This window comes from Vibrio sp. SNU_ST1, assembly GCF_030563405.1.
Taxonomy (GTDB): domain Bacteria; phylum Pseudomonadota; class Gammaproteobacteria; order Enterobacterales; family Vibrionaceae; genus Vibrio.
In genome coordinates this window covers 161,890-188,485 of record NZ_CP130748.1, presented here as the reverse complement: position 1 = coordinate 188,485, position 26,596 = coordinate 161,890, and the positions used below count along the sequence as shown (strand labels likewise).

Below are 26,596 nucleotides of genomic sequence, written 5' to 3'. Positions count from 1 at the left end.
CTTAGGGTTTAAGTTAATTTACATTTATAGTCAGACATTCCAAAAGTTGCATAGAACTTTCTTTCCAGGTCAAATATGGCATATTGTCAGACTTAGGATGCTCATCTCTTTCATACAAGCTCAGCCAACTTTTTATCGCCAATTCTAAATGAATTGGGTTATCGTCTTCTGAGAAATAGTAGGCATGCTCACCAGCCACCTCACGAAACACTTGAATATCGCGCGCTATAATAGGCGTTTTATGCATAGCAGATTCAATTAGGGGTAAACCAAAACCCTCACCTTCACTGGCAGCGATAAGACAGCTCGCATCTTGATAAAGCATGTCTAAATATTCATCACTTATACCTTCCAACCAAAAAAGGCGTTTATTGAGTTGCTTATGCCCCTTGAGCCTTTGGAGAGTTACGTCATTGCACCAGCCAGCTTTACCTACAATAATTAAAGCAATGTCTGAGCCCGACTCCCAAAGTTTCTCAAATGCATCTAACACCAACCCATGCGCTTTTCTTGGCTCGACAGTCCCAACCATCAAGAACGTTTCCATGGTATCGCAAAGAGATTCGATATAGCTTGCATAACTTGGAATTCCAACACTAGGCACGGTATCATCCAGATTAGCCCCTAAATGGAAATGCTTATTCTCAAAATAGTCAGGGGTAAGTTTGCTATTTTCATCAATCCATTCTGATAATTTTATCGATACGTCTTCAGATATACACAGTGCGCCATCAGAACTAATCACAGCCTCTAACCATTGATTAAAACTGGAAACAAGCTCGAGTACAAAGTAGTTAGGGTGTGATATAGGAAGCAAATCATAAACAACAAAGTATGACTTTACATTTTTTTGCTTCAATTGTTGTATTAAGTGCTTTTTAGAAAATCCATTATCGGGATGAAGATCTAGGAAAACTAAAATATCACCATCTTTAAATTCTATTACATTGCTATTTTGCGTATTTATATCTGGAACTGAAAAGTTTCCATTAGCTATATTCGGATAGTAGTAATTATTGTCACCAGGATATGAAAATGCGACTTGGCAATCGTAACTTTCAAGGTTTTCTTTTAGTAAAACATCACATATTGCTCTAACCACACGTTGTATTCCAGTCGCATGGTCAAAATGCACTAAGGAGCTAATATCTAAAAATAGAGTGTTCTTTAATTTTACATCAGGCATGATTTCAGTTAACAATTCCATATTTAATTGAGGCGCTTCGTTTTCACCATCTACATCTACATCTGGCAAACTATAAGTTATTGGACTAGTTCTCATTAGTTTCGACTGAAATTGCAACGCACTCTCTTCCCATGTTAACCAAGGCATACCGATTGATACAGGGTGTTTGTCCGCATCGTATAAGTTCGACCAGTTGATAACTGCATCTTTAACCACTTCAAACTCGATACTATCTTCAAAAAAGTATGCATGTTGTCCTGCTACCTCACGAAATACAGGAATATCACGAGCAATGATAGGAATTCCGTATTGAGCAGCTTCTATCAGAGGTAAACCAAACCCCTCACCATAAGAAGCGGCAATTAAAGCTCTAGCATTTTTGTATAGGTACTGTAACGTTTCGTCTGCGCAGTCACTCAACCATTTAATGTTCGATGCTTGTAAATTAGCTAACTCTAATTTTTTAATTAGACTCTCAGTATTCCAACCAACCCGACCGACTATAAGTAAGGTATAATCCTCGAATGAGCCACTCAATCTTTCAAATGCATCAACAACTTGCTGGTGTCCTTTGCGTGGTTCAATTGTCCCAACCATTAAAAAGGTTTTAGACAAATCTATTCCTTTTAGGCCTTCCTCTTCAACTTCTAATTGAGTATCTTCTGAAGGTGAAGCCGAAAAGTCAGCTCCTAAATGGAAGTGTTCAATGGTATAAGGTAACTCTCGAACGACTGACGAGGATCGAATGAACTCTTCGAGCTCATGAGCAACCGACTCTGATATACAAAGAAGTAGATCCGATCTTTCAGAAATCATTTTCCCCCACAATGGAAAAGCGTTTCTAATTCCAGAGTGAAAGAAAGTAGGCATTGTTATTGGCAAAATATCGTAAACAACAATGCATATATAAACACCAATTTCACGCCACTTCTTGTATATTTGTCCAGTCCGTTCTGCCGCATGAGCGACTAAGTCTAGCCCTACGAAAACATCACCTGAGTGTGGTTGAACATAACCTTGGTTCACACTTTTTATGTGCTCGTATTTATTCTCATAATCACACGCATAATAATAATTGCCATCAGATGCAAGGTAGATCAGTCTCATTTGATGTGAAAGCTTGAGTCCACACATTTGTCCGATAATAGACTTGACGACTCGTTGAATTCCTGTCTTTGCATCACTTTCCGCTAATGCCGTTATATCGATTAGCAATTCAGGCTGACTTTTGGGTGCTGATTGATCAATAGCACTAGCAATATTACAAAGATCATTGTCTGATAGAACAGCAGGTGTAGAGACACCCTCAATACACTGCTGATACAACTCTTCCTTTGATATATATGCTTTATCCGGAAGGGTAAATGACTCAATTTCTTGAAGAAACCTTTCAGCAGTCGTAGTCCACGAAAATTCTTTCACCCTTTTTTTTGAATTATTAAGTAATAACTGATTAAACTCCGAATCAGTTATTGCTTTTGTAATCACCTTTGCCATTTCAAGAGAGTTAAGAGGATCAAACAACGCACTCTCTAACCCAATAACCTCAGGAATGCTTGTTACATTAGAACCAATTACAGGGGCACCACATACCATAGCTTCTAGACATGGCAGACCAAAACCCTCATGTAAAGATGGAAAGACAAATAAGCTACATCGGTTATATAAAACAGCTAGTTCTTCGTCTTTTACATGCCCTGTAACCGTCCACTCATCTTGTAAAATACCAAGCCTATTCGCCTTTTTGTTTAGAGTTGCCTTTCGTTCCTCATCAATATACGAAACAATAACCAATTTAAAAGAACTTCTGATCTCTTTATCAAGCAATGAGTAGGCTTCAAGTAAACCAGCAATATTTTTCCTTTTATCAAGGTTCGCTGTATATAAAAGATAGTTGCCGAAAATGTTAAATTTATCTAAAACTTCATCAGAGCTAGCCTCTGAAAGCTTAGCATTTAAGAAAGTATGAGATACCGAAGATGATATGTTCGACAACTTTTCGTTGCCTAGTTTTAGATACTCAGAACACTCTCTCTTGGTGCTATCAGAAATTGCAAATAAAAGGTCAGCACGCTTCAGTTGTTCAACTTTTTCATAGTACCATGCTTTATGCTGCGGGATTTTCAGGTACTCTTTTTCATTAACTAGCGGGATTAAATCGTATACAGTAACAGCGGTAGGGATTGAATTTATCTCAGGTATACTAACGACTGAATTATTGTCAAAGCCTTCAAACAAACTGCTAACATGAACAAAATCCGGATTAATTAAATTAATCTCATATTCTCTTATTTTTTCTGTCGCACGTATAAGCTCAATATTATTTTCAAGACCAGATGTTCTTGGTAAACCGGAAAAAGTATGGATATTTCCACAACCTATAATAGGCTCGAATACCGTTCTCAACGATAATATTGATTCAGATAAGTTAGAATTAAGTAATATATGAAAGTCATGCTTATCACTACCAATTGAAATCAATTCTAAAGCTAAGTCTAATGAATAACGTCCAATCCCTCTCAAGCGACTAGGACTTTGACAAGATTGTAAGTCAATTAAAATTTTCATAATTTTTTATTTCTTTTAATTGTATTTAATATTTCATTCCCTCTATCTGTTAAGACCTCAGTATCAACAGGCATTATGGAAGATTCATTGTTACTTATATACATAATTCTAGTAAATCGCTCTAATTTACTGCTTTTTCTTATCAATTTTAATATTTGTTCTTTTAGCGTCGGGTTTCTAATAATTACGTAAATTGGGTACCTAATTAACCGACGGGCAACCTTTAAAAAGAGTCTTTTCAATTTTCTTGCTATACGAAACGGTAAGCGCACTAAAAATCGTATCGGTTTTGTAATACGCCAAGAGTTTGAGTTTAGAATTGCATTAATCATTCCCTCAGCTTCACTCAATTTAGCTTCGACTGCATGAACACTAGCGTGCGCTACACTTGCCTCAGCTATTGCTTCATTCGCTCTAGCTTCTGCTTCATTCGCTCTAGCTTCTGCTTCATTCGCTCTAGCTTCTGCTTCATTCGCTCTAGCTTCTGCTTCATTCGCTCTAACTTCTGCTTCATTGCCTCTCATTTCAGCATTGCGAGTTTTCGTTTCAAATCTAGCTAACTTAACTTCTATTTTATTAACCTTTCGTCTTGACTGAACAGACAAGATGTTGTTTTTATCCTTCTCCAATTCTAAGCTTTGGTTATAATTCTCTAGGTTTTGGTTACAAGACTCTAAGCTTTGACGACAAGTTTCTAAATTTTGATAACAAATAGAAAGCTCTGTCATATAGTTTCTCGCAAGCTCTCTGGCTCTTTCTGAATCTTTTAGTATTGAGTTAGTATCAAGCTTTGAATCTTTAGGGAAATATTCATCTTTAAAAGCTAATACGTTTTCTAATAACTCGCTATCGTAACCACTTTCTAAAAATAGTTCGTGAATTGTAGACTCAATATTTGAGAAGAACTCAACATCTTTATTTGTAAACTGACACTGCGGAACGTGACAGTCCGAGAAGTCAACACCTTGAATTCCCATATTATTAAGTTCTTCTGATACTAACTCTTTATAATTATCACATGTTGATAGCTTATCAATATTGAAAATATAATCAGCTGTTTCCAGAGCCTCAATTAGGCTATATAACCAAATGGCATAAAAAACTAAGTAGCTATTTTCAGCGCTTAATTTTACTTTCATCAATTGGGAGAACCGACTTAAAAGATCATCATTACCATATTTAGTTATGTTGATCTTTTCCGAAATTTTCTTAATAACATCTGGCTGTGGACTCGCCGATAGGATTAGTAAATTCACGGTGTCAAAATAATCAGTTACTTTGTATGACCACCACTGATCCCATGGATTTCGCCACAGATAGAGGTGCGTACCTGCCATTTTGTCTTTAATAGCGGCCATTCTTGAACTCAATCTACACTCTTGAATCACACAGCGATGTTCACTATTCTCTACAAGAATATTTAGATAATCACATAACGATTCAACGTTCGTGTTGAAATAATTATCGTATATATCATCTTGATTTAAGTAAGGTAATGCTTTATCTGAGATATTGTACAACTCATAAAAATATGACTTTTCCAAGATTGGGTGCCTTAGTTGATCGTTCTTTTCACTTCCGGTATCTTGATTTAAAACCTCATGGTCGTCCAATGCCATAATACCGATTTCATGAACGGGCTCTTGGTAGCAAGTATATCGCTCTCGATTTTCTCTAAACTTTTTAAAAATATAAGTACTACTCGCTCTGAATATACTATGAATAAAAATCACTTCATTATCATTATTTATTTTCATATTGCTCACGCTTTCTTCAATGCAAAGTTAACTGGTGTGTTTACCAATCCATATTTCACATAAGTATACTCATCTTCGATAACTCTAAAAATCAATGCATCAACTCTTCGATGTAAAAATATAGGCGAATCTTCACTATCATCCCTCAGGCCAACATTAATGTAGTAGGTTCCAGGTGCAAAAGAGTTTTCGATATCAAATTCAATATCAACCACATCTCCTGATTTGTAATTTTTATTTTCTAAGTTGTAATCTACGGTATCCACACCAAGTAATGAAATTCCATCCTTTGTTTTTATCATAAAAGAAAATATAATATCATTTACATCTTCTTTGAAGGCAACATTGTATTTGAGTATAATTTTAGACCGACTAGAGAATACATTGGTTTTTTTATTTTTTATGTTTTCCAACCAAAGGTTTTTAATTTCTGCTCTCTTATCGCCATATTGAATTTCACAGTCACTAATCAGTTCTGGATCTATTGCATCTAAACTGTCTATTTCATCTAAACTGTCTATTTCATCTAAACTGTCTATTTCATCTAAACTGTCTATTTCATTCTCGGAGTTAAATAGTTCTTTTTCATACTGATCAGCAACACTTTTTGCATCTCCAAAGGCTGCCAATTTCCCGTTGTTTAATAAAAGGCCTTTATCACAAATCCGTTTCATACTTTCAATATCGTGAGTCACAAAAAGTAAGGTAGTACCTTTATCTTGAAATTCCTCGATTCTACGGAAGCATTTGCGTTGGAAAGAAGCGTCTCCAACGGATAGTGCTTCATCAACAATGAGTATGTCTGGTCTAATTGCAGTTGCAACAGCAAATGCTAATCGAACTTGCATCCCACTTGAATATACCCTAACTGGTTGATCGATATAATCACCAATATCGGCAAAGCTTTCAATTTCAGAGAAGCATGAGTCTATCTCTTCACTGGTAAGCCCTTGAAGCTGCCCTGCCATATATACATTTTGTCGCCCAGAGAAATCAGGGTGAAAGCCCATACCAAGTTCAAGTAACGCAGCAATGCGCCCCTCAACCATGATATCTCCGTCAGTAGGCTGAGTTGTTCCCGTTATCATTTTTAGTAGTGTACTTTTACCCGCACCATTAATACCAACTACACCAACGGCTTCTCCAGGTTCAATAGAAAAATTGATATCACTTAAAATCCATTTCAATTTGTGTTTAGTAAATGGCGATATCCATTCAATAAACCGAGCAAACCTTGAGTTATATAATTTATATGCTTTTCCGACATTGTTAACTGTGATTTTACCCATTACAATTCATCTACCATATCTGAAGAATGTTTACGAAATAAAGTTAGACCTACTAAACAGCAAAATATCGCAAAAATTAATACAGGAAATAAAAGTTGCCAATCTGGCGACTGCTTGTGTACAAATATTTCTTGATAAGATGATACTAGCCTAGCCATTGGGTTTAGCATTATGGCTGAATGTAATTCATCAGATATTATATCAATAGCATAAACAATAGGCGTAGACCAAAATAAGAACTGAAGACACACATCAACAAATTGTCCTACATCTCGAAAGAAAACATTCAAAATACCAACAATAATCCCAATCCCAGAAGCTAGTATAATTTGCAGACTCAATACAATTAAGAAATCGAAAATAAGACTGCCTGGGAATTGACCAATTGATAGCAAGAAAATAATAAATAAGGAGAAAATAATAAAAAAGTTAATTGTTGATGAAATAACAACTATTACAGGTAAGCATATTTTCGGAAAAGACATTTTTTTCAATAGATTAGCATTATCGATAAAAACGCCTTTACTCCTGCCTATTATTTCTGCAAACAGCCCCCACGTTAAAACACCAGCACAAAGGTAAATACTATAAGCATATGGGCCAGTTTCGCCAGGAAGCCTAGCTTTCATTACTTGAGAAAAGACTAATGTATATACAAGTATCATTGCTAAAGGTTGTAATATCAACCAAGCAGCGCCTAACATACTCGTTTGATAGCGAGACTGAAAGTCTCGCTTAACACTAGCAACAATAAAGCCTCTGTAATTATAAATTGCTAATAATAACCCTTTCATTAATGACTGGCCTTTAACAAATCTAGTATTTTTTTAGTTTTTTCTTCCATTAACTCGATATCTGATCGAGATTCAACATTTAATCTCACAACAGGTTCAGTATTTGAAGAACGTAAATTAAAACGCCAATCAGCGAACTCTAAACTAATTCCATCCGTCTCATCAAAAACTAAAGCATCAGGCTTATATGACTCTAAAACCTTAGCAATTGATTCTTGTGGATTATCTAGCTTGGAGTTAATTTCACCAGATGAAGGGTATGCGCTGATACGCTCTGAAACCGTTTCTGAAAGCTTCATGCTTTTAACTGACAACAGCTCGGTTACTAGCAACCAAGGAATCATACCGGAATCACAATATGCGAAATCACGGAAGTAGTGATGCGCACTCATCTCTCCACCGTAAATGGCATCCTCTTTACGCATTCGCTCTTTGATAAAGGCATGACCGGTTTTCGACATTACAGGAACACCGTCTGCTTTGGAGACAACGTCAATAGTGTTCCAAGATAAGCGAGGATCATGAATAATTTTCGCACCTTTTTCTTTTTGTAAGAACGCTTCTGCGAGTAAACCTACAATATAGTAGCCTTCGATAAAATCGCCATTTTCATCAAATAAGAAACAACGGTCAAAATCACCATCAAAGGCGATCCCCATATCAGCCTTATGTTCTTTTACGGCATTTGCTGTATCTGCACGGCATTCTGGCAATAATGGATTTGGGATACCGTTAGGGAAGTTACCGTTTTCCTCATGGTGAACTTTGATAAGTTCCAGTGGAATATTCAGTGCTTGAAAACGCTCTTCAAGAGCATCAATCACGTGCCCTGCAGCGCCATTACCAGAATTGATCACCAGTTTCATCGGTTTGATATTAGCTGGCGTAATATATCCCATCAAATGATCGGTGTACTCTTTCAAAACATTAATTTGCTTGTAGGTTCCTTTAACAGGAACGTCAATGAAGTCATTGTTTTCCGCTAACGTTTGAATATCTCGTAACCCAGTATCACCACTAATTGGTCTTGCTCCTTCACGAACAAGCTTCATACCATTGTAATCCATAGGGTTGTGACTAGCTGTAACCTCTACACCACCATCAACACCTAGATGAAAGGTAGCAAAGTAGATTTCTTCCGTACCTGATAAGCCAATATCTAGAACGTGAACACCCGCCTCCATCAAACCGTTAGCTAAAGATAGTTTCAGTTCTTCACTGGTTAGTCGAACATCTCCTCCAACAACAATGGTTTTCTCATCTGCATTTTCACTTTTTAGAAACTGACCGTAAGCTCGGCCGATTCGGTACGCGATGTCATTATCGAGTTCTGAGCCTAGTTGGCCGCGAATATCATAAGCTTTGAAGCATGTTAACTTTGTCATTATTTACTTTCCTCTAAACGTACTACGTCGTCTTCGTTTAGGTATGAACCTGATTGTATCTCAATAAGCTCGAGCGGTATTTTACCCGGGTTTTCAACCATATGACTTACGCCAACTGGAATGTAGAGTGACTGATTTTCAGAGATAATTTGTTCTTTGCCATTGCTACTTACTTTGGCGGTACCAGAAACAACGACCCAGTGTTCTGCCCGATGATAATGCATCTGGAGTGATTGTTTTTTACCTGGTTGTACGGTAATACGATTCACCTTGTAGCGGTCACCACCATCAATTGCATCAGACTTACCCCAAGGACGGTAAACTTCTCTATGCTCTCTGAATTCAGCTCGGTTTTCGGCCTTCAGATGCTCAACAATTTTCTTAACTTGTTGAACATTGTCTTTGTGAGCGACCAAAACTGCATCTTTGGTCTCCACGACAACGATGTCTTTTACTCCAACAGAAGCTACCAGTTTATTCGGAGCGTAAATGTAACACCCTTCAGTATCCTCTGTTATCGCATCTCCATGAATCACGTTTCCAGAGCTATCTTTCTCTGAAACTTCCCATAACGCGGACCATGAACCAACGTCACTCCAACCAGCATCCATAGGTACAACTACAGTCTTGTCGGTGCGCTCCATTACAGCATAATCAACAGAATCATCTGGACACTTTAAGAACTCGCTTTTATCGACGCGAATAAAGTCCATATCTTCTGTCGTGCCATTCGTTGCTTTTGAACAGCACTCATAAATTTCTGGCGAGTATTTTTTAAGCTCTTCCAGAAAGACACTCGCTTTGAACATAAAGCATCCGCTATTCCAGTAGTACTCTCCACTTGCAACATATTGTTCAGCGACTTCTAACTGAGGTTTTTCAACAAATTTGTCTACAACATAAGCTGCATCACCTTCTTTAGAACCTCGCTTAATATAGCCATACCCCGTTTCAGGTGCAGTTGGTACTATACCGAAGGTTGCTAACTTACCAGCATCTGCGACAGCCTGAGCTTTACGAATTGAGTCTTGAAATGCTTCCGTATCTTGTACTATGTGGTCAGCGGCTAAAACCAGCATTACAGGATCATCACCATGCGCTATGGCTTGCATTGCAGCCAATGCAATAGCCGGTGCAGTGTTTCGCCCTGCCGGTTCCAAGATAATACGAGCTTCCTGCCCAAAAGTACGAAGTTGCTCCGCAACCACAAAGCGATGGTCCTCATTAGAAATAATGATTGCTTCAGAAGCCGACATACCACTAATTCGATCTAAGGTGGACTGCAACATCGTTAATGAATTGTGATTATCTAGCGCTAAAAATTGCTTTGGAAACGCTGAACGCGACAGAGGCCATAAACGAGAGCCAGAACCCCCAGCCATAATGACAGGTATAAACATAATTTTTCTTCTTTAATTTGTAATCAATACTTTGGCCCCTGCTTCGTAGTCAGAGCAAGGGATAACAATAAATAGCTTCAAAACAGCGCCAAACTACTTAACAGTTGGTTGTCATACGCTGGATTAACAATGAGCTTTAGCTACATTTCCTTTCGAAGATATACGATATTCATCAACATATGCCGGTATAAAAACTGACTTTCCTTTTTTCAACGTCACAACCTCACCAGAGCCATGAGTTAACGTCAGTTCAGCATCCAACGGCAATAAAATCTCGGCACTTTCTGGACAAACAAGCTCATTATTCGGGTTTTCATAAACAGAGAATCTGAAATCAGGAACCGGAACGGAATAAGTGAGAACACCATTCTCACTTATCGGCGCTAACTTTAGCGCATCAAACGGCTTTTCCTCAAAAAGAGTACAACTAGCGAGTTCTTGAACATCAATATGTTTAGGGGTTAAACCTGCTCTAAGAACATTATCAGAATTAGCCATAACTTCTAATGCCGTCCCTTTTAAATAGGCATGGGGCGTTCTGGCATCTAAATACATCGCCTCTCCAGGTTCCAAAGTAATGACATTGAGCATTAATGGGGTGAACAAGCCGACATCACCAGGATACTGCTCTGACAATGTTAAGATTAGTGAAGACAACTCTTGGGTTACATTGTCCTCAATTTGGGAAACCAATGAGTCGACAGCTTCGACTTTGTTATCCCCTTCCAGTGAGAGGATACCTACAAAAAACTCACGAAGTCCTTCTGAAGAAGGGTTTGAATTAAAATGTTCAAGCAACTCACTTAACTGTGGAACCCCAACACCTGAAAATAATGAAATAATCTCAGGGATTGCTCGGAAACCATTCATAGCTTGATAAGAAGTTAAAGCATAAACCAGTTCAGGTTTGTGATTCGAATCCCTATAATTCCTGTGATGAGCTGAAAGAGGAACCTGAGCTTGCTCTTCTTTGTGGAAACCAAGCTCAGCTTCCTCTTTACTCGGATGCACTTGAACAGACAGTGCACTTTCAGCGGCTAGAATTTTAAATAGATACGGTAACTCTCCAAATTTCTCACTTATCTGCTTTGATAGAAATTCATCTTTGTGAACATCAATCAATTGAGACAATAATACTTTTGAGTCGCTACTTTGAACCTTTGAGCACCCATTTGGATGAGCCCCCATCCACATTTCAGCTTGTGGTTCATTGCCAATGTTATCTATATCAAATAACTGACTAAACGAAGACTTACTACCCCAAGCAAAATTTTGAATGACATTATCCATCTCAAAAAATTTTTTTTCTTTTTCAGCTTCAAACATTTATGTAATTCCTGACACCTTAAATTTTAGCCACCTCAAAAAATAGGCATGCTACCGCCCTTTGATAATCAGGCGAAATCACACTACGCATATACAGGAATGGCTTAATACTTATGTTATTATCTCCAATGTCTCAGTAGGAAGCAAAAAAAATTCTGTTTCTCCTCTTACCAATCACAATAATGGCTTTGAGGTCTAAATGGTAAGAACCTAACTATGACTTCGGCTCTATATACACCAAACCCAAAACCTCGCTATACTCCTACCCTATAATTTTTCGCCCAATAACGAATAAGAGTTCAAGATATGCAAGAGTTAGTTCCATTTGTTCAAGAGAATATGATTTTAGCCATCGTATGGATCGGCTTGGTTGTTGCCATCATTGCGAACGTTATCAAGACATCAAACGCAGCTTACAAAGAGATCACGGCAGCACAAACCACACACATGATTAACCGTGAAAATGGTGTTGTGGTTGATATTCGTACTAAGGATGAGTTCAAAAAGGGCCATATTACTGACGCAGTTCACATTTTGCCGTCAGATATCAAAGCAAATAGCTTTGGTAGCCTTGAAAGCCACAAAGCCGACCCAATCATCGTAGTATGTAAGACAGGTCAAACAGCTCAAGAAAGCGCTAACCTACTGGTCAAAGCTGGTTTCGAAAACGTAAGCGTGCTGAAAAGCGGCTTAGTGGCTTGGAGCGAAGCTAACCTACCTTTGGTGAAAGGTAAAAAGTAGTTAAAAGTAAGCTGACCTAACTAAACGAATATGACTTTAAGGTTTTGTTCAACAGAGATGGCGAACGAAACCTAATTATAAATCTTTAAGGACAAGAAAATGGCTGAAGCAGCACAACAAGACGCACAACAGAACTTCGCAATCCAACGTATCTTCCTAAAAGACGTATCTTTCGAAGCGCCAAACTCTCCAGACATGTTTCAAAAAGAGTGGAACCCAGATGTAAAACTGGACCTAGACACTCAAAGCCGTGAACTTGGCGAAGGCGTGTACGAAGTAATCCTACGTCTAACGGTTACGGTTAAAAACGCAGAAGACACTGCATTCCTTTGTGAAGTTCAACAAGGCGGCATCTTCTCTGCAAGCGAAATGGAAGCTGGCCAACTAGCTCACTGCCTAGGTGCATTCTGCCCGAACATCCTGTTCCCATACGCTCGTGAAACAATTTCTAGCCTAGTGGTTAAAGGTACGTTCCCACAACTGAACCTAGCACCAGTTAACTTTGATGCTTTGTTCATGAACTACCTACAAAACCAAGCTCAACAAGCTGAAGGCGAACAAGCTTAAGTCTCACTGTAGAACTTAACCCTAACGATTCAAGCGCTAGTTAGCTTTTAAATGCACATCGCAACTTCTGCGATGTGCATTTTTTCTTTACACTGTACTAAGATTGAAAGCTCCTCTTATTTTAGTGGACAGCTTTTCCAGAACTCTTCGATTTCCCTCATTATTTTTAGGTGGAAGCATGACAGAAACAACTCGCCCGACTAACACGACAAACGCTTACGGCAAAGAGATCGCAATGACAGTAATTGGCGCAGGTTCTTACGGAACATCTTTAGCTATATCTCTAGCGCGAAACGGTGCAAACGTTGTTCTGTGGGGCCATGACCCTGTTCACATGGCTCGTCTCGAATCTGAGCGTGCGAACAATGAATTTCTGCCAAATATCGACTTCCCAGAAAGCCTAATCATCGAGTCGGATCTTGAGAAGGCAGTAACAGCAAGTCGTGATCTTCTTGTTGTCGTTCCTAGCCACGTATTTGGTATCGTTTTAAATAGCCTTAAGCCTCACTTAACAGATTGTTCTCGTATCTGCTGGGCTACTAAAGGTTTAGAACCGGAAACTGGTCGCCTGCTAAAAGATGTCGCGCACGATGTGCTTGGTGATGATTACTCGTTGGCTGTTCTATCAGGGCCTACCTTCGCCAAAGAGTTAGCTATGGGTATGCCAACGGCAATCTCTGTGGCTTCCCCTGATGCAGAATTCCTTGAGCAACTTCAAGAAAAAATTCACTGTGGCAAAACGTTCCGTGTGTACGCAAATTCAGATTTTATTGGCATGCAGCTTGGTGGTGCAGTGAAAAATGTCATCGCCATTGGTGCTGGCATGTCGGATGGTATTGGTTTTGGTGCCAATGCACGTACTGCACTTATCACTCGCGGTCTAGCTGAGATGAGTCGACTAGGCGCAGCTCTTGGTGCGCAACCAGAAACCTTTATGGGCATGGCTGGATTGGGTGACCTAGTGCTAACCTGTACTGATAACCAATCACGTAACCGTCGCTTTGGTTTGGCACTTGGCGCAGGTAAAGATGTAGATACAGCACAAGAAGAAATTGGCCAAGTAGTGGAAGGTTATCGCAACACCAAAGAAGTTTGGTTACTATCAGAACGTATGGGCGTTGAAATGCCCATTGTTGAACAGATTTATCAAGTGTTGTATCAAGGGAAAGATGCACACCTAGCAGCACAAGATCTGCTTGCACGAGATAAAAAGTCAGAAAGATAATAAGAGCAGATACGACATTAGAGTAAACGAGATACAAAGAGAATATGAGATCCGGGCAATCAAGGTGCGAATAGCATGAAGTAAATTACCCGAAGAAAGTTCTCCAACTCGCTCGTTCCTTACTCTTGAAGATGACGTTAATATAATGTTCGTCATTCCAGAATTGAGGAACGAAGTACCTGGAATCTCATTTACGCTAATTGGCTTTTCTAAGCGCTTCGTATCTCTCATCTCGCTACGCGTATCTGGTTTAAAGGAATGGATGGAAAATGAAACACTGTGAACAACAAAAAGTTTGGCAATGCATTGTGAAAGAAGCTCGACAGCAGTCTGAGCAAGAGCCTATGCTAGCGAGTTTTTACCATGCAACGATTATCAACCATGAAAGTTTAGGCGCTGCCCTTAGCTACATCCTAGCAAACAAGTTAAAGACAGCTTCAATGCCAGCAATGGCAGTCCGTGAAGTAGTTGAGCAAGCATTTAAGCAAGATCAATCGATTATTGATGCTGCTGCTTGTGATATTTGCGCGACGGTAAATCGAGACCCTGCGGTCGAGATGTACTCGATGCCTCTGCTGTACCTTAAAGGCTACCATGCACTTCAAGGTTATCGAGTAGCGAATTGGCTATGGAAACAAGGCCGTATTGCGCTTGCCACTTACCTACAAAACCAAATTTCAGTCGCTTGCCAAGTTGATATTCACCCTGCCGCGCGTATCGGTAAAGCAATCATGCTCGATCACGCTACTGGTATCGTGATTGGTGAAACAGCAGTAGTCGAAAATGATGTCTCGATCCTTCAAGACGTGACCCTTGGTGGTACCGGTAAAGAAGGCGGCGATCGTCACCCTAAGATTCGCGAAGGTGTGATGATTGGGGCTGGTGCTAAAATCCTTGGCAACATTGAAGTAGGTGAAGGCGCGAAGATTGGGTCTTGCTCTGTTGTACTACAAGCCGTACCACCTCATACAACAGTCGCAGGCGTTCCTGCAAAAATTGTCGGAAAACCGAAAACAGATAAGCCATCTTTAGATATGGACCAAGGCTTCAATGGCCGCTCGCAAAACTTCATCCATGGTGATGGGATTTAAGAGCTGATTGTAGGTTCGATGAACCGAGATACGAAAAACTTAAGAGCAGATGCTAAGAACTAATAAGAGCAACATGACGATAATGATGAAACCAGTCCAAATACTTAGCACTGTTCTTTTGATATCTGCCAGCCTTTGCGCTGTTCTTTTCTCTGCATCGCCACTTGCCGCATCGAAAGGGGAGCTGAAAGGTGTGTCGAGTGAGATATCTCGTCAACAAAAAACACTATCATCACAACAGAAGAAGCTCGACAATTTACAAGCAAACCTCAAGCAACAAGAGCTCTCTATCTCCTTGCTTGAAAAAGCCATTAAAACAAGTAAAAAACAACTCAATACCGCCAATGCTAATGTTGCTAGCTTAGATAATAAGATTAAAGCGCTTACAGCACAGAAAAAAGCCCATACAGATAAGTTAGAGCAGCTGATTCAGACTTACTACATGACTAGCAGAGCTAAAGCCTCTTCTCACATCTTAAATACTGGCGTTGAAGAAGACCGCATTAGTCACTATTACCAACACCTCGCCAAAGCACGCTCTGCCACAATCAAAACGATAGAACAAACTCAACTAGAGTTAGAAGAAAGCCATAAGCAACGCCAACTTGAGCAAGAACAAATTGCAACACTGTTAAATCAACAGGTAGCAAAGCGCAACAAACTATCGCAGACTCAAACGCAGCGAAAAAAGACCGTCGGCAGCATTAAGAGAAACATCTCTGGCGACAAAAATTACTTAGCCGAACTTCAACGTAATGAAACTCGCCTAAAAGCCGAAATAGCGAAAGCAGAAAAAGCCGCTCGAGAGAGACGCAATGCAATCCCTATGGATGGCTTAGCCAAACGTAAAGGTAAATTACCTTGGCCAATCAAAGATAAAGTTCTGCATAACTACGGCTCACGCCAAACTGGCCAAGTAAATTGGAAAGGCATGGTGATCAAAGCGAAATACGGTCAGCAAGTAAAATCCGTATACTCGGGAACGGTCGTATTTGCCGAGTACTTGCGTGGTTATGGTTTAGTGGTACTGCTGGACCACGGTAAAGGCGACATGACACTGTATGGCTTTAACCAAGCGCTTTTAAAGAAAGAAGGTGACAAGGTTAAAGCGGGTGAGGCGATAGCTCTCGCCGGTGACACTGGTGGACAAACCCGACCATCGCTGTACTTTGAAATTCGTAGAAACAGCCAAGCTCAAAACCCAAAAAGATGGTTGGTTAGATAAGAACAGATTCAGTATTCGAGTAACCTAGATGTATGATATGAAGAGTGGGCTCTAGGAAAAGAAACATATCCCCCCTCAGCCCGGGAGTCATCACTTATAAAACTTCGTCATTCCAGAATTGAGGGACTAAATATCTGGAATCTCTATCTCATACTCCCGTGAGTCATCTTTCGAGCCCTAACATAAAAAGATTCCCTATCACGCTCGTTCCTCGCTCTCGCTGTAGGGAATGACGCAGCTACTTAAAATACATCTTTTTTTGAGCAGACTACTTAGAGTTCAGCGCTCTCACACCATCTTCTAGCAATGTCAGCTGCTCAAAACCTTGAGTAGTCGCAATCGGTTTAACTGTTGCGATCATCTGTAGCATTCCTTGATGCACAACTTGCTCTGTAATTTGAGCTTTTGGAGACATCGCAGACTGATACGCCAACCAACCCGATGCGATCAAGTGAAGAGAAGTCACCATCGATTTCATTTCTGTATCGGTTGCTTTGAGCAAGTTCAACTCAACAAAGGCTCTCATAATATCCACAAGATTCGTTTGCAGCTTTTCTTGAACGGCCATGTAATCAAGGTGCAGTTTTTCATCACGTGACAATATTTCAGGCAAATTTGCATAGAAGAATCGATACTTCCACATCAACGTGAAGATAGAATCTAAGTAGCTCTTTAGTAGCGTCAGGCTTTCTTGCTGCCCTTGAATCGGAGTAAACCTTTCAAGCAACTCTGTCGAGTAGAGAGTAAAGATATCACGTACGATTTCTTGTTTGTTGCGGAAGTGGTAGTAAAGGTTACCAGGGCTGATTTCGATGTGTTCAGCAATATGATTGGTCGTAATACTACGCTCGCCATGCTCATTAAAAAGCTCTAGAGCTGCGTAAACAATCTTGTCACGTGTTTTCATTAGCAATTAGATCCCTATCCGTTTAGTGGTTCAGTATATCGCCACTAAACAGATAGATCGACCTGTTAACATCTGGTCGAATTAGCTTTGACGAAAACAGGCTAAGTTCAGCACTTAGCAGACAACCATCTTGAGTGCATCGAATCGGTAACGCCTTCGAACGTTAATAAAATACTACCCTTTCTATAACTTAGGCCTTACAGATCTCTGGTGTATGGGGTCTTCTATTACCTGTCGTAACCCCGAACCTCTGTTGATTTAGTTTGTATCCATATATATTTTTCGCTTACCGCAGCAACTATGCGATATAAACTACAGCATCCAATTTAAAGCCTTTTCAAAAGATAATGCACAACGATCTTTCTCTGCTAATTCAACAGGGACATCTTGATTTAAAGGCCATTTTATATCCAATCCCGGATCATTCCACGCGATTGACATTTCCGCATCTGGGTTATAAAAATCCGTACACTTATAAACAAACTCAGCCATATCGCTCGTCACATAAAAACCATGAGCAAAACCTTCGGGCACCCACATTTGACGCTTATTTTCTGCGGAAAGAAGCTCTCCAACCCATTGACCAAAGGTCGCAGAGTTTTTTCGAATATCAACAGCAACATCAAATACCTCACCCGATACAACTCGAACCAACTTACCTTGGGTATTTTTAGTTTGATAATGCAAGCCGCGCAGAGTTCCCAGTTTAGACTTAGAGTGGTTATCTTGTACAAACCGTGTTGGCTTACCTGTGACTAGCTCTTCAAATTGTTTTTGGCTCCACGTCTCCATGAAAAAACCGCGCTCGTCACCAAACACTTTGGGTTCTATAATTTTCACATCAGGTATGCGGGTAGCTATTACTTTCATTTTCTTATCCTGCGTACGCTTTAATATTGCTTAGTGCCGCCTTCCAGTCACTAGGCCCGACCGAGAAAAGGGTCGTGATTTTTTCTGTACTCAATTGAGAGTTGCTTGGACGCGTTGCTGGCGTGGGATATTGGTCGGTAGAAATGCTCGTTAGATTCGGTTTATTTGCAATAACGCCTTGCTCGACTGCAACATTGAAAATAGCATCAGCAAATTCAAACCAACTCACATGCGGCAGACCCGAATAGTGATAAACACCATATTCCACCACATCACCTTGATTAATGAGGTTAGCGATTTTGATCAAGGTACTTGCGATATCACCTGCATACGTAGGTCCACCAAACTGGTCACCTACGATACTCAATGTGTCTCGATTTTCACCTAAACGAAGCATGGTCTTAACGAAATTATTGCCATTTTCACCAAACACCCAAGCAGTACGAAGGATGATATGTTTATCACACGCCTCGGTAACAGCTATTTCACCGGCTAACTTACTTTCACCGTAAACACCTTGTGGGTTTGTGATATCACTCTCTAGATACTCCCCTACTTTATTGCCTTCAAAGACATAGTCCGTCGAAATATGTAGAATCGCAGCCCCTAGATTTTGCGCAGCTTGTGCTAAAAACTTGGGACCATCACGATTAATCGCATAAGAAAGTTCAACTTCTTCTTCAGCTTTATCAACCGCAGTATGCGCCGCTGCATTGATAATAATAGTAGGTTGAAATTCGGTAACAACTGCATTGACTGACTCTTGACACGCAATATCAAGATGCTCTCTATCAAGCGCTAACACCAATATATTCTCATTATTAGTCAGTTGCTTAGCTAGACAAGAGCCAACTTGACCATTGCAGCCAGTAATTAGTACGCGCATTAAGCCTTTGCCTTATGTTGAAGGCCAGTGACTAAACGAGTCAAATACTGACCGTATTCATTTTTCATCATTGGTTTAGCGAGTGTTAACATTTGCTCATCAGTTAACCAACCATTGCGCCAAGCAATCTCTTCTAAACAAGCAACCTTAAGTCCTTGTACATTTTCAATTGTTTGAACAAAAGATGAAGCCTCATGAAGACTTTCATGTGTACCAGTGTCTAACCAGGCAAAACCACGGCCTAATAGTTCCACACTCAAAGAGCCATCATTTAGATACATTTCATTAAGCGTGGTAATTTCCAACTCTCCACGATGAGATGGCTTCACTTGCTTCGCCATTTCAACAACTCGGTTATCATAGAAATATAATCCGGTCACCGCATAGTTAGATTTGGGTATTTCTGGCTTTTCTTCAATCGAAACGGCTTTCATTCTTTCGTCAAATTCAACCACGCCAAAACGCTCGGGGTCTTTGACTTGATAACCAAATACGGTAGCACCAGACTCTCTTGAAGCGGCATTTTTTAGAGTTTTAGAAAAAGCCTGACCATAGAAAATATTATCCCCTAACACCAAACAAACACTATCATCACCAATAAACTCTTCACCAATGATAAAAGCTTGCGCTAAACCATCTGGACTTGGTTGAATTGCGTATTCAAGGTTGACACCAAAATCAGAGCCATCACCTAGCAAGCGTTGAAAACCGGCATTGTCTTCAGGTGTCGTGATAATCAAGATATCTTTGATACCAGCCAACATTAACGTCGAAATGGGGTAAAACACCATTGGTTTATCATAAATAGGCAATAGCTGCTTAGAAACACCACGAGTCAGAGGATACAAGCGTGTACCTGATCCCCCCGCGAGGACAATACCTTTCATTATTTGATTACCTTTTCATTTTCCTGCATTCCAGAACACGCACCTAAACGTTCGCCGGCATATGAGCCATCTAATACTCGTGACCACCATTGCTTGTTATCTAAGTACCACTCAACCGTCTTACGAATTCCAGACTCAAAAGTTTCTTCTGGCTTCCAACCCAATTCACGCTCAATCTTTGACGCATCGATTGCATAACGTACATCATGCCCCGGCCTATCAGTGACATAAGTAACCAAGTCAAGGTACTTACCCACACCTTCTGGTTTATTTGGCACCAGCTCTTCAAGTAATGAACAGATCGTTTTTACCACATCAATGTTTGCTTTTTCATTGTGACCACCAATGTTATAGGTTTCACCTACCTCACCTTCAGTGACCACCGTGTACAACGCTCGAGCGTGATCTTCGACAAACAACCAATCACGGATTTGCATACCGTTGCCATACACTGGCAGAGGTTTTCCGTCGAGAGCATTCAAAATCATCAATGGGATTAATTTTTCAGGGAAGTGGTAAGGGCCGTAGTTATTTGAGCAATTAGTGACGACGGTTGGTAAACCATAAGTGCGTAGCCAAGATCGGACGAGATGATCAGAAGAAGCTTTCGAAGCGGAGTATGGGCTTGATGGCTCATACGACGTCGTCTCGGTAAACAAGTCATCCGTACCTTCTAAATCGCCATAGACTTCGTCAGTAGAGATATGGTGAAAACGAAAAGCAGCTTTATCACTTTCAGAAAGCTCATTCCAATAGGCTCTAGTTGCTTCAAGTAATGTATATGTACCAACAATATTAGTTTCGATAAATGCAGCAGGGCCGTCAATCGAGCGGTCAACATGAGATTCAGCAGCCAAGTGCATTACTGCATCAGGCTTATGCTGCCCAAAAATACGGTCTAGCTCAGTACGGTTACAAATGTCGACCGCTTCAAATGCATAGCGCTCATGGTCTTCAAGCTCAACAAGAGACTCTAAGTTACCTGCATAAGTTAATTTATCGACATTAATAACACTATCAGGTGTATTGTTAATAATGTGACGAATGACCGCAGAACCGATAAAACCAGCACCGCCTGTAACTAATATCTTCATAAAAACCCTAAAATATAAAGTGACAAAACTCTTTTCATTGTGTAACTCAGTCGCTCGCTATTCAAGTAGAGTTTGAGCTATTAGCACAAACTATAAGTCTCATTAACTCAAATAGCTCCGAGTCAATTACTACCGCAATAAATCTCATGCGATGACCCTCGAACAAACTCGTAAAGTAGAGAACTATCATACTAGCCTCCATAAACTCGAGTTTGAGATAAGTAATAATGACTAGATTAACACAATCATATCACACTAGAATTAAAGAATTATTCCGCTAGCTCGCTTCGTTTGTTCCTTGCTATACTCGTGTGAGTTTGTATTCAAAAAAGTAGGAAGAAATATGATTATCGTAACTGGTGGTGCAGGCATGATTGGCAGCAATATTGTTAAGGCGCTCAATGAAGCAGGCCACAACGATATTCTAGTTGTCGACAACTTAAAAGATGGCAAAAAATTTAAGAACCTGGTTGACCTAGATATCACCGATTACATGGATCGTGATGACTTTCTAACTCAAGTTATGGCTGGTGATGATTTCGGTCATATTGAAGCAATTTTCCATGAAGGTGCATGTTCTGCGACCACAGAGTGGGATGGCAAATACATGATGCTCAACAACTATGAATACTCTAAAGAGTTACTGCATTACTGTATCGAGCGCGAGATCCCCTTCTTGTATGCTTCTTCTGCTGCCACTTATGGTGAAACCGATACCTTTATCGAAGAGCCGCAGTACGAAGGCGCGCTAAACGTATACGGCTATTCAAAACAGCAATTTGATAACTATGTGCGTCGCTTAACTGCAGATGCAACCGCGCACAACGAAACGCTTTCTCAAATCACTGGTTTTCGATACTTCAATGTCTACGGTCCACGTGAACAGCACAAAGGCAGCATGGCCTCTGTCGCATTCCACCTAAACAATCAAATGAACGCCGGTGAAAACCCGAAATTATTCGCAGGAAGCGAAACCTTCAAGCGTGATTTTGTGTATGTTGGTGATGTTGCGGCCGTAAACCTGTGGTTCTTAAGAAATGGAGTTTCCGGCATCTTCAACCTAGGTACTGGTAATGCCGAATCATTTGAAGAGGTCGCAAAAGCGGTGATTAAACATCACGGTAAGGGAGAGATTGAAACCATCCCATTCCCTGAGCATTTGAAAGGCGCTTACCAAGAATTTACTCAAGCAGATTTAACTAAGCTGCGCGATGCCGGTTGCGATGTTCAATTTAAATCGGTTGCTGAAGGCGTCAGCGAGTACATGCAGTCAGTTAATCGCTAGATTACATAATCCCGAAAACAAGCTAACGGTACACTGTTAGCTTGTTCAATATTTATCGCCAGTTTAAGGTTTACAGTGACAACTCAACGCGACGACTACGATCCTAAAGCATACAACCCTAAATTCATCAGTGCGTTTTTATCACCAAAACACTGGGGAACTTGGCTCGGGCTATGCCTATGCCTGCCCATTTCTTTGCTGCCAAACTCGATTCGAGTAGCCATAGCAAAGTTCGTGGCGACAAAAATGGCGAAGAAGCAACGTGGCTCAGTACAAAAGGCACGTATAAACCTCGCGCTTTGTTTTCCAGAAAAGTCTGTTCAAGAGCGTGAAACCATTCTAACCAATTGCCTAACAACTGCTGGCGCCTTTTTACTTGGTTTTCCTGCCATATCATTACGCAGTAAACGTTGGCTTGAAAAACACTCAGAAATTATTGGATTAGAACACTTACAGCAGCTACAACAAGACAATCAAAGTGCTATTTTGTTAGTGCCTCACTCTTGGTGCATCGACATTCCGGCTATCCTTTTAGCTTCAAGAGGCTTACCCGTATCTGCGATGGCCAATAGCCAGAAAAACCCTCTGACCGATTGGTTAATGCACAAGCAAAGAGTTCAGTATGGCGGACGAGTTTATGATCGCAGTGGAGGCATTAAGCCTTTTATCAAATCAGTCAAAGATGGCTACTTAGGATATTACCTGCCAGATCAAGACCATGGCCCAGAGCAAAGTGTATTCTCAGACTTCTTTGCGACTGAAAAAGCAACCTTGCCCGGACTTGGAAAACTAGCAAAAGTAAGCCGAGCGAAGATCGTTCCAACCTTTGCTAGCTATAATATTGAGACGGGTAAATACGAAATTGAAATCAAAGCACCCATTGAGTTATCTGGCGATGAACATCAAGATGCTAGAGCAATGAATGAAGTCGTTGAAGGTTTTGTTAATCCTAGACCTGAGCAGTACATGTGGATTTTAAAGTTGTTAAAAACACGCAGGGATGGACAAGACCCATATGTGGGTTATTAACCTACATATGGGTATAAACCTACACGTAGGCATATAGACTCGATTGATTAATTAGAAAACTTTAGCTAATCAATCGTTTGAAATCTTTGATGCTAATGAAGGCTCCTTGATGCTCTTTGATTTTTTCAAGTGGCCATTCCCACCACTGTTCATTTAAAAGAGCTCCCCTTTCCTGCTCAGTAAAGCGCTTCTTAATCTCTTTCGCCGGAACACCACCCACAATACTGAATGCTTCAACGTCTTTGGTCACAATAGAACCTGTTGCAATAACTGCACCATGCCCGATAGTCACTCCAGGGAATATTTTCACGTCTTCACCAATCCAAACATCGGATCCAACAACAACTTGGTAATGCCCCTCAACATACTTAGTATGCGAGTAAATAGTACCTTTGTTAAAATCCAACCCTTGTTTTTGCATCAATCGATGATCTGCACGATGAAAGCACGGGTGAGTCGACACGTAATCATTAACCGGGTGATTATTTAAGACAATTTTCACATTATTAGCAATCGAGCAAAAACGACCTATTTTGACATTGTTCATATTACAATGAGTATCAATATAAGTGCCGAAGCCAATATATGAAGCGTTCACATCACAATCGCTTGCTACAGAGTTACAGCCTTCAAATTGAGTGTCTGTAAAGTTTGATTTTCGAGAAAGGAAGTTCCTATGCTTTTTTTGATCACGAATGAATATTAGCTTCTTTATCTTACGTATGATTTTTTTCATAATGAGTCTATTCGCCATTACCAGATAGGAGTTTGTGATAAAAACCATCAACAGTGTAATCTTCAAGCTTAATCAAAACTGATTCATCAAATTCGCTAGAAATAAAGCTTTCAATATTACTAGCCAATTCACTTAGAGAGTCAAAGATAAGAAAGTTATCTTTTGAGTATAAAGGGTGATTATAAAGACTCGTATTATTCGTTATAATTTTCTTTCTGGCGTATAACGCTTCTTTAACCCTCATAGTATCAGACGTCTGTCCATCAAGAACAATTTCCAGTACACATTTGGTATTGAGCATCACGGTTAGGTATTCAACATAGGAATAAGAAGGTTTTTTATCAAAAACAATAAAATTGCACTTAAACCCATCCAGTGCATCTTTTATTTTTTGAACCTTTTCTTTCCTTCCTTTATCAACACCAACAAAAGAAACATCGTAATCAGATGATTTTGCTATCTCATCGATGATTTTTAGTTGAGGCATAGGCAGGTAAATATGCTTAAAGTCATACTTTGCTGCATCACCTTCATCAAAAGTATACGTTTCGAAACCTTTTAGATGATGGTTCAGGCTTCCATCTGTGACATTTCTAAAAACAATCACCTTCCTCCCATCGACCTTTGATATCGACTTTATATCCCTCAAAGAGTCGGTGGTGAATATGACATCGAAGCCATTTAGTGCCTTTATTTTTCGTCTTATGATCGCTCCATAAGCCTCATGATAGTGTTTTTTACTATAGAAAAATAAAAAGGAAACCAATTTAACTAGCCACTTACTTAGGAAAATATGATGCTTTTCATAATCAGACGATAGGACATCAATTTCTAGTTTTTCATACTGTTGCTTATAGCCTACAAAAACCAGTTTCGGTTTCAATTTATCGTTCATAAGGCAACCTTTTAAAAGACTCGACAATATTTCCTAATGCACTATTGGCCTTATTACCTTCAACTACCTTCTCGTAATAACTAACATACGCTGCAGCCATGACATTGGCATTGAATTGATCTCTCGCGTATTCATTACAACGAGCTGAATCATAGGTATCTGAGTTTAATATTCCTTCTACGAGATCTTGTTCACAGCTCGATAAAAGGCCTACCTCACTAGAAACTAATTCCGGCAGTGAGCCATAGGGTGTACCAAACACAGGACAACCAAAATACAAACTCTCTGTAATCGCTAAGCCAAACGGTTCATGCCAAGTCACTGGGAATATCAGACCTTTTGACTGAGTCATGATTTGAGATTTCGTTGTATCGTCCACCATCCCTAAAAAACGAACATGACGATCTAGCGTTAACCTAAAACCCATTTTTAGGTTCAATCGATGGCCGCCCAAGACATCAAGCTGCTGACCCGCTTTCTTGGTAATATCAATGGCACCTTGAACATTTTTAACTCGCCACGCCGCTTTCCCAAGAAAATGGAAACGCTCTCGTTTCAAATTAAAGTTAGGCTTTTGGTAGTTGTCCCAATTCAAGCCATTGTAAACATAAGCTTGTGCACCATGATTTTTTGCATGCTGAGATGAAACAAATACGGTATTAGGGTCAATAGGGCCGTCTGAATTACCATGCTGCGTTAAAATATAGGGATAAGAGATAGGCTCTAGATCAGAGTGGAAATGAACAACATCAATATCATTTGGAAGCTGGCTTTGCAGTGGTACATTTGGTTGATACTCTATGACTCTCGCCCAATCACACTTTGTGCCTTTACCAGCGAGCAGCGTCACTCGGTGCCCAGCAAGATGCAAAGCATAAACTAAGTCCCAAATGACTCGTTCGGTTCCACCATAATTCACCACAGGTAACGTGGCTCTTGTATACATTAGAATATTCATAATCATTTAATTTTTAAAAGCTTTTACTTTAGCGACAACAGCTTGATGAACACACTCTGGAACAAATTGCTCTATGTCTCCACCATGAATAGCGACTTCACGAACCAATGTTGATGATAAAAAAGCAAACTCTTCTGAAGGTGTCAAAAACAGGCTCTCTAGTTCTGGGTTTAGCCGACGATACATTGTCGTCAAACCAAATTCATACTCAAAGTCCATTGTCGTTCTTAAGCCACGCACCAAAATTGAGGCATTTTGCTCGGTCGCAAAATCAACCAGCAAGCCGCTAAAGCCCTCGACGGAGACATTAGGTAATTCATGGCAAGTTTCTCGCAATAAGGCCACACGCTCATCTAAGCTAAATAAGGTGGCTTTACTTGGGCTCTCTGCGACACCAATGACAAGCTTTTCAAACATACATGCGGCACGTTTAATTAAGTCATAGTGGCCGTTAGTCACTGGATCAAAAGTACCTGGGTATATTGCTATTTTCAT

The 26,596-nt window shown here is 40.0% G+C and carries 23 protein-coding genes; 7 read left to right on the top strand and 16 right to left on the bottom strand.

What is annotated here, in order from left to right; all coding sequences use genetic code 11:
* Window positions 1-13 precede the first annotated feature (13 nt).
* The 7 genes from Q5H80_RS00875 to manA form a co-directional block, all read right to left on the bottom strand.
* Window positions 14-3,754, bottom strand: a complete 3,741-nt coding sequence (locus Q5H80_RS00875; protein ID WP_304566528.1) for a glycosyltransferase family 1 protein — start codon at window positions 3,752-3,754, stop codon at window positions 14-16.
* A complete protein-coding gene (locus tag Q5H80_RS00870; RefSeq protein WP_304569358.1) occupies window positions 3,751-5,511 on the bottom strand; it encodes an alanine-zipper protein in 1,761 nt (586 codons plus the stop codon). Before Q5H80_RS00870 ends, Q5H80_RS00875 begins: the two co-directional genes overlap by 4 nt.
* 5 nt (window positions 5,512-5,516) lie before the next feature.
* Entirely contained in the window at window positions 5,517-6,800 is a 1,284-nt protein-coding gene (locus tag Q5H80_RS00865; protein ID WP_304566527.1) for an ABC transporter ATP-binding protein, read from the bottom strand.
* Window positions 6,800-7,594 (bottom strand): ABC transporter permease, encoded by a 795-nt coding sequence (locus Q5H80_RS00860; RefSeq protein WP_304566525.1) that lies wholly within the window; start codon window positions 7,592-7,594, stop codon window positions 6,800-6,802. Before Q5H80_RS00860 ends, Q5H80_RS00865 begins: the two co-directional genes overlap by 1 nt.
* The gene (cpsG, locus tag Q5H80_RS00855; RefSeq protein ID WP_304566524.1) at window positions 7,594-8,979 is read right to left on the bottom strand and encodes a phosphomannomutase CpsG; all 1,386 of its coding nucleotides are present in this window, start codon (window positions 8,977-8,979) and stop codon (window positions 7,594-7,596) included. The genes Q5H80_RS00860 and cpsG overlap by 1 nt, the downstream gene beginning before the upstream one ends.
* Window positions 8,979-10,379, bottom strand: coding sequence for a mannose-1-phosphate guanylyltransferase/mannose-6-phosphate isomerase (locus tag Q5H80_RS00850; RefSeq protein WP_304566523.1), 1,401 nt, complete (start codon window positions 10,377-10,379; stop codon window positions 8,979-8,981). The genes cpsG and Q5H80_RS00850 overlap by 1 nt, the downstream gene beginning before the upstream one ends.
* Before the next feature lie 123 nt (window positions 10,380-10,502).
* Window positions 10,503-11,705, bottom strand: a complete 1,203-nt coding sequence (gene manA / locus Q5H80_RS00845; RefSeq protein ID WP_304566521.1) for a mannose-6-phosphate isomerase, class I — start codon at window positions 11,703-11,705, stop codon at window positions 10,503-10,505.
* Between the two features lie 306 nt (window positions 11,706-12,011).
* On the opposite strand from manA, the gene Q5H80_RS00840 reads away from it, so the two are divergent.
* From Q5H80_RS00840 to Q5H80_RS00820, 5 genes are all read left to right on the top strand, one after another.
* On the top strand, window positions 12,012-12,446 hold the full coding sequence (locus Q5H80_RS00840) for a rhodanese-like domain-containing protein (RefSeq protein ID WP_016786319.1): 435 nt from the start codon (window positions 12,012-12,014) through the stop codon (window positions 12,444-12,446).
* A gap of 99 nt (window positions 12,447-12,545) precedes the next feature.
* Window positions 12,546-13,013 carry a protein-export chaperone SecB gene (secB, locus tag Q5H80_RS00835; RefSeq protein WP_009847959.1) on the top strand — a complete coding sequence of 156 codons (468 nt, stop codon included), beginning with the start codon at window positions 12,546-12,548 and terminating at the stop codon, window positions 13,011-13,013.
* 178 nt (window positions 13,014-13,191) lie between these two features.
* Window positions 13,192-14,238, top strand: coding sequence for an NAD(P)H-dependent glycerol-3-phosphate dehydrogenase (gene gpsA, locus Q5H80_RS00830; RefSeq protein ID WP_304566513.1), 1,047 nt, complete (start codon window positions 13,192-13,194; stop codon window positions 14,236-14,238).
* A gap of 269 nt (window positions 14,239-14,507) precedes the next feature.
* Window positions 14,508-15,329, top strand: coding sequence for a serine O-acetyltransferase (cysE, locus tag Q5H80_RS00825; protein ID WP_009847961.1), 822 nt, complete (start codon window positions 14,508-14,510; stop codon window positions 15,327-15,329).
* Window positions 15,330-15,402: 73 nt separating this feature from the next.
* Window positions 15,403-16,554, top strand: coding sequence for a murein hydrolase activator EnvC (locus Q5H80_RS00820; RefSeq protein WP_304566500.1), 1,152 nt, complete (start codon window positions 15,403-15,405; stop codon window positions 16,552-16,554).
* Window positions 16,555-16,822: 268 nt separating this feature from the next.
* Here Q5H80_RS00820 and Q5H80_RS00815 read toward each other — a convergent pair whose 3' ends face one another.
* The 5 genes from Q5H80_RS00815 to rfbB form a co-directional block, all read right to left on the bottom strand.
* Window positions 16,823-17,461: a TetR/AcrR family transcriptional regulator gene (locus Q5H80_RS00815; protein ID WP_086050227.1), complete on the bottom strand. Its 639-nt coding sequence runs from the start codon at window positions 17,459-17,461 to the stop codon at window positions 16,823-16,825.
* A gap of 312 nt (window positions 17,462-17,773) precedes the next feature.
* Window positions 17,774-18,331 (bottom strand): dTDP-4-dehydrorhamnose 3,5-epimerase, encoded by a 558-nt coding sequence (gene rfbC, locus Q5H80_RS00810; protein WP_304566498.1) that lies wholly within the window; start codon window positions 18,329-18,331, stop codon window positions 17,774-17,776.
* A 4-nt stretch (window positions 18,332-18,335) separates the two neighbouring features.
* Complete coding sequence (gene rfbD, locus Q5H80_RS00805; protein ID WP_304566496.1) at window positions 18,336-19,217, bottom strand: dTDP-4-dehydrorhamnose reductase; 882 nt, start codon at window positions 19,215-19,217, stop codon at window positions 18,336-18,338.
* Window positions 19,217-20,104 carry a glucose-1-phosphate thymidylyltransferase RfbA gene (gene rfbA, locus Q5H80_RS00800; protein ID WP_304566494.1) on the bottom strand — a complete coding sequence of 296 codons (888 nt, stop codon included), beginning with the start codon at window positions 20,102-20,104 and terminating at the stop codon, window positions 19,217-19,219. Before rfbA ends, rfbD begins: the two co-directional genes overlap by 1 nt.
* Complete coding sequence (gene rfbB / locus Q5H80_RS00795; RefSeq protein WP_304566492.1) at window positions 20,104-21,198, bottom strand: dTDP-glucose 4,6-dehydratase; 1,095 nt, start codon at window positions 21,196-21,198, stop codon at window positions 20,104-20,106. Before rfbB ends, rfbA begins: the two co-directional genes overlap by 1 nt.
* 343 nt (window positions 21,199-21,541) lie before the next feature.
* On the opposite strand from rfbB, the gene rfaD reads away from it, so the two are divergent.
* Together rfaD and lpxM are read left to right on the top strand one after the other, a co-directional pair.
* On the top strand, window positions 21,542-22,483 hold the full coding sequence (gene rfaD / locus Q5H80_RS00790; RefSeq protein ID WP_304566491.1) for an ADP-glyceromanno-heptose 6-epimerase: 942 nt from the start codon (window positions 21,542-21,544) through the stop codon (window positions 22,481-22,483).
* Window positions 22,484-22,558: 75 nt separating this feature from the next.
* On the top strand, window positions 22,559-23,512 hold the full coding sequence (gene lpxM, locus Q5H80_RS00785; RefSeq protein ID WP_304566490.1) for a lauroyl-Kdo(2)-lipid IV(A) myristoyltransferase: 954 nt from the start codon (window positions 22,559-22,561) through the stop codon (window positions 23,510-23,512).
* Between the two features lie 61 nt (window positions 23,513-23,573).
* Here the strand turns inward: lpxM and Q5H80_RS00780 are convergent, their stop codons facing one another.
* Genes Q5H80_RS00780 through coaD form a run of 4 tightly spaced genes read right to left on the bottom strand, consistent with a single transcriptional unit; the run spans window position 23,574 to window position 26,596 of the window.
* Window positions 23,574-24,248, bottom strand: coding sequence for a CatB-related O-acetyltransferase (locus tag Q5H80_RS00780; protein ID WP_304566489.1), 675 nt, complete (start codon window positions 24,246-24,248; stop codon window positions 23,574-23,576).
* A gap of 7 nt (window positions 24,249-24,255) precedes the next feature.
* Window positions 24,256-25,143, bottom strand: a complete 888-nt coding sequence (locus tag Q5H80_RS00775) for a lipopolysaccharide biosynthesis protein (protein WP_304566487.1) — start codon at window positions 25,141-25,143, stop codon at window positions 24,256-24,258.
* Window positions 25,133-26,089, bottom strand: a complete 957-nt coding sequence (locus Q5H80_RS00770; protein ID WP_304566485.1) for a glycosyltransferase — start codon at window positions 26,087-26,089, stop codon at window positions 25,133-25,135. The genes Q5H80_RS00775 and Q5H80_RS00770 overlap by 11 nt, the downstream gene beginning before the upstream one ends.
* An 18-nt stretch (window positions 26,090-26,107) precedes the next feature.
* The gene (gene coaD, locus Q5H80_RS00765; protein WP_304566483.1) at window positions 26,108-26,596 is read right to left on the bottom strand and encodes a pantetheine-phosphate adenylyltransferase; all 489 of its coding nucleotides are present in this window, start codon (window positions 26,594-26,596) and stop codon (window positions 26,108-26,110) included.

What these genes read in the sequence shown, in the direction of transcription:
- coaD (WP_304566483.1), bottom strand. Translation starts at nt 26,596, where the DNA reads ATGAAAATAGCAATATACCCAGGTACTTTTGATCCAGTGACTAACGGC.
- rfaD (WP_304566491.1), top strand. Translation starts at nt 21,542, where the DNA reads ATGATTATCGTAACTGGTGGTGCAGGCATGATTGGCAGCAATATTGTT.
- rfbD (WP_304566496.1), bottom strand. Translation starts at nt 19,217, where the DNA reads ATGCGCGTACTAATTACTGGCTGCAATGGTCAAGTTGGCTCTTGTCTA.
- Q5H80_RS00865 (WP_304566527.1), bottom strand. Translation starts at nt 6,800, where the DNA reads ATGGGTAAAATCACAGTTAACAATGTCGGAAAAGCATATAAATTATAT.
- Q5H80_RS00850 (WP_304566523.1), bottom strand. Translation starts at nt 10,379, where the DNA reads ATGTTTATACCTGTCATTATGGCTGGGGGTTCTGGCTCTCGTTTATGG.
- rfbA (WP_304566494.1), bottom strand. Translation starts at nt 20,104, where the DNA reads ATGAAAGGTATTGTCCTCGCGGGGGGATCAGGTACACGCTTGTATCCT.
- Q5H80_RS00775 (WP_304566487.1), bottom strand. Translation starts at nt 25,143, where the DNA reads ATGAACGATAAATTGAAACCGAAACTGGTTTTTGTAGGCTATAAGCAA.
- Q5H80_RS00770 (WP_304566485.1), bottom strand. Translation starts at nt 26,089, where the DNA reads ATGTATACAAGAGCCACGTTACCTGTGGTGAATTATGGTGGAACCGAA.
- manA (WP_304566521.1), bottom strand. Translation starts at nt 11,705, where the DNA reads ATGTTTGAAGCTGAAAAAGAAAAAAAATTTTTTGAGATGGATAATGTC.
- Q5H80_RS00815 (WP_086050227.1), bottom strand. Translation starts at nt 17,461, where the DNA reads ATGAAAACACGTGACAAGATTGTTTACGCAGCTCTAGAGCTTTTTAAT.
- cpsG (WP_304566524.1), bottom strand. Translation starts at nt 8,979, where the DNA reads ATGACAAAGTTAACATGCTTCAAAGCTTATGATATTCGCGGCCAACTA.
- cysE (WP_009847961.1), top strand. Translation starts at nt 14,508, where the DNA reads ATGAAACACTGTGAACAACAAAAAGTTTGGCAATGCATTGTGAAAGAA.
- secB (WP_009847959.1), top strand. Translation starts at nt 12,546, where the DNA reads ATGGCTGAAGCAGCACAACAAGACGCACAACAGAACTTCGCAATCCAA.
- Q5H80_RS00870 (WP_304569358.1), bottom strand. Translation starts at nt 5,511, where the DNA reads ATGAAAATAAATAATGATAATGAAGTGATTTTTATTCATAGTATATTC.
- Q5H80_RS00860 (WP_304566525.1), bottom strand. Translation starts at nt 7,594, where the DNA reads ATGAAAGGGTTATTATTAGCAATTTATAATTACAGAGGCTTTATTGTT.
- Q5H80_RS00780 (WP_304566489.1), bottom strand. Translation starts at nt 24,248, where the DNA reads ATGAAAAAAATCATACGTAAGATAAAGAAGCTAATATTCATTCGTGAT.
- rfbB (WP_304566492.1), bottom strand. Translation starts at nt 21,198, where the DNA reads ATGAAGATATTAGTTACAGGCGGTGCTGGTTTTATCGGTTCTGCGGTC.
- Q5H80_RS00875 (WP_304566528.1), bottom strand. Translation starts at nt 3,754, where the DNA reads ATGAAAATTTTAATTGACTTACAATCTTGTCAAAGTCCTAGTCGCTTG.
- Q5H80_RS00820 (WP_304566500.1), top strand. Translation starts at nt 15,403, where the DNA reads ATGACGATAATGATGAAACCAGTCCAAATACTTAGCACTGTTCTTTTG.
- rfbC (WP_304566498.1), bottom strand. Translation starts at nt 18,331, where the DNA reads ATGAAAGTAATAGCTACCCGCATACCTGATGTGAAAATTATAGAACCC.
- gpsA (WP_304566513.1), top strand. Translation starts at nt 13,192, where the DNA reads ATGACAGAAACAACTCGCCCGACTAACACGACAAACGCTTACGGCAAA.
- Q5H80_RS00840 (WP_016786319.1), top strand. Translation starts at nt 12,012, where the DNA reads ATGCAAGAGTTAGTTCCATTTGTTCAAGAGAATATGATTTTAGCCATC.